3 protein-coding genes are annotated in these 2,521 nt (G+C 73.8%); 2 read left to right on the top strand and 1 reads right to left on the bottom strand.

What is annotated here, in order from left to right; all coding sequences use genetic code 11:
* The coding region (locus EQG76_RS24575; RefSeq protein ID WP_321573507.1) for a substrate-binding domain-containing protein at nucleotides 1-886 on the top strand (886 nt) is incomplete at its 5' end.
* An 11-nt stretch (nucleotides 887-897) separates the two neighbouring features.
* Entirely contained in the window at nucleotides 898-2,148 is a 1,251-nt protein-coding gene (locus EQG76_RS24570; protein WP_159717237.1) for a molybdopterin molybdotransferase MoeA, read from the top strand.
* Here EQG76_RS24570 and EQG76_RS24565 read toward each other — a convergent pair.
* Nucleotides 2,130-2,521: NTP transferase domain-containing protein (locus tag EQG76_RS24565; protein WP_159717235.1), on the bottom strand; the 392-nt coding region annotated here is incomplete at its 5' end. The two genes, EQG76_RS24570 and EQG76_RS24565, sit on opposite strands and share 19 nt — an antisense overlap.

The raw sequence follows: 2,521 nt of genomic DNA, 5'->3' as shown, positions 1-2,521 counted from the left end.
GCCGGGCCGGACCGAGTTCGTGATGGTGTCGCTGGTCGAGCACGGCGACGGCCTCCTGGCCTACCCGGTGGGCAAGGGCTCGGGCTCGGTCACGACCTTCTCCCAGGCAGACGGCTTCATCGCGGTGGACGCGCTGGCGGAGAGCGTGCCGGCCGGGACGGTGGCCGAGGTGACGCTGTTCTCCCCGCAGCTCCGCATCCCGGAGCTGGTCGTCATCGGCAGCCACTGCATCGGGCTGGACGCGCTGGTCACCAGGCTCGCCAAAGCCGGCCAGACGGTCCGGCTGATAGCGGTGGGCAGCCTCGGCGGGCTGGCGGCGGCCGGGCGCGGCGAGTGCGACCTCGCGCCCATCCACCTGATGGACCCGAAGTCCGGGCGCTACAACGAACCCTACCTGACACCCGGGCTGGAGCTGGTCGAGGGCTGGCGGCGCATGCAGGGCGTCCTGTTCCGCAAGGGCGACCGGCGCTTTGCCGGGCAGGAACCGGAAGCGGCCGTGGCGGCGGCACTGGCGGATCCCGGCTGCATCATGGTCAACCGCAACCAGGGTGCGGGCACCCGGATCCTGATCGACCGGCTGCTGCGCGGCGCCCGGCCGCCCGGCTACTGGAACCAGCCCCGCTCGCATCATGCGGTCGCCGCCGCCGTGGCCCAGGGCCGCGCCGACTGGGGGGTCGCCATCGCCCCGGTCGCCGAAGCGCAGGGGCTTGGCTTCATCCCGCTCGCGGAGGAGCATTACGACTTCGCGCTGGTGTCGGAGCGGCGGGACCGCCCGGCCGTGCGGGCCTTCCTGGCCGCCCTCGACGATGATGCCTTCATTGCCGAGCTCGGCCGGCTGGGTTTCCGCCGCGCCGTACCGGCGCCAGCTCTCACCCCCGGCCGGTAACGGAAGCGGCGATGGCACAGCTCACCAACGACTGCTTCGCCTTCGGCGGCGAGCTGATGCGCCTGGAAGAGGCGGTGCGGCTGATGGCCGGGCGGGTGGGCGCCGTCACCGGCACGGAGCTGGTCCCGCTGGAAGAAGCCGACGGGCGGGTCCTGGCCGAGGACGTCACCGCCACCGTCGACCTGCCGCCGTTCGACAATTCCGCGGTCGACGGCTACGCGGTGCGCCATGGCGACCTGAGCGCCGAAGGCGACAGCCGCCTGCCGATCGCCGGGCGGGTCGCCGCCGGTGCGGCACCCGAGGGGCTGGCGACGGCGGGACAGGCCGTGCGCATCTTCACCGGCGCCCCGTTGCCGGCCGGTGCCGACACGGTGTTCATGCAGGAGGATGTCCGGGTCGAGGATGGCTTGGCCAGCCTGCCCCAGGGGCTGGCGCGCGGCGCGAATCGGCGGCTGGCCGGCGAGGACCTGCCCAAGGGCGAGAACGCCATGCCCGCCGGGCGGCGGCTGACCGCCCGGGAAGTGGGGCTGCTGGCGGCACTAGGCCTCCCCACCGTGCGGGTCCGGCAAAGGCTGCGCGTGGCGCTGTTCTCCACCGGCAACGAGGTGGTGGCGCCGGGCCAGCCCCTGGCTCCGGCCAGGCTCTACGACGCCAACCGCTTCATGCTGGGCGTCCTGCTCCGCCGGGCCGGCTGCATCGTCACCGACCTGGGCATCCTGCCGGACACCCGGCAGGCAGTGGGCCATGCCCTGGCCGGGGCGGCAGGTGCCCATGATCTGCTCCTGACCTCGGGCGGCGTGTCCGCCGGCGACGAGGACCATGTGAAGGCCGCGGTCGAGCAGGATGGCGCGCTCGCCTTCTGGCGGGTCGGTATCAAGCCGGGCCGGCCGGTCGCCATGGGGGTCGTGCGGGGAACGCCGTTCATCGGCCTGCCCGGCAACCCGGTGGCGGCCTTCGTGACCTTCAGCTTCCTGGCCCGCCCGCTGATCGCGCGGCTCGGCGGCGAGAGCCATCAGCCGCCGCTGCCGGTCCCGGTCACCTGCGGGTTCAGCCACCGGAAGAAGGCCGGCCGGCGGGAGTTCGTGCGGGTGCGCCTGGCCCAGCAGGACGGCGCGGTCCTGGCGCTGAAGCATCCGCAGGACGGTGCCGGCGTGATCACCTCGCTCACCGCGACCGACGGCCTGGTGGTCCTGCCGGAGGAGGTCACCTCGGCAGCACCGGGCGACCGGGTCGGCTTCCTGCCCTACGGGGTCCTGTCCTGACCGCCGAGCAGCCGCTCCGCCGCCGCCAGCTCGTCCGGCGTGTTCACGTTGAAGAACGGGTCGACCGGCTCACTCGGCCAGTCTGCGGGGGCCACCCCATGGCGCGCCGTCCAGCGGTCGATCTTGCGTATGTCCTCCTCGACCAGGGCGCGGCGCAGATCGTGGCGCAGCGCCACCGGCCACAGCCCGTTCACGGGATGGGTCCGCCCATCGGTGCGGGCGCAGGCGAGCGGCATCCCGGCCAGGCTGCGCGCCGCGTGCAGCCGCTCGACATAGTCCGCCGGCAGAAAGGGTGAATCGCCGGCGACGCTGACGATCCAGCCGACGTCCGGCCGCCGTTCCGCCACCCAGTCCAGGGCCGCCAGGATGCCGG

It is taken from the genome of Geminicoccus flavidas, from assembly GCF_009806515.1.
In the GTDB taxonomy this organism is placed as follows: domain Bacteria; phylum Pseudomonadota; class Alphaproteobacteria; order Geminicoccales; family Geminicoccaceae; genus Geminicoccus; species Geminicoccus flavidus.
This window is presented reverse-complemented; position numbering and strand designations above follow the sequence as displayed.

What these genes read in the sequence shown, in the direction of transcription:
- EQG76_RS24570 (WP_159717237.1), top strand. Translation starts at nt 898, where the DNA reads ATGGCACAGCTCACCAACGACTGCTTCGCCTTCGGCGGCGAGCTGATG.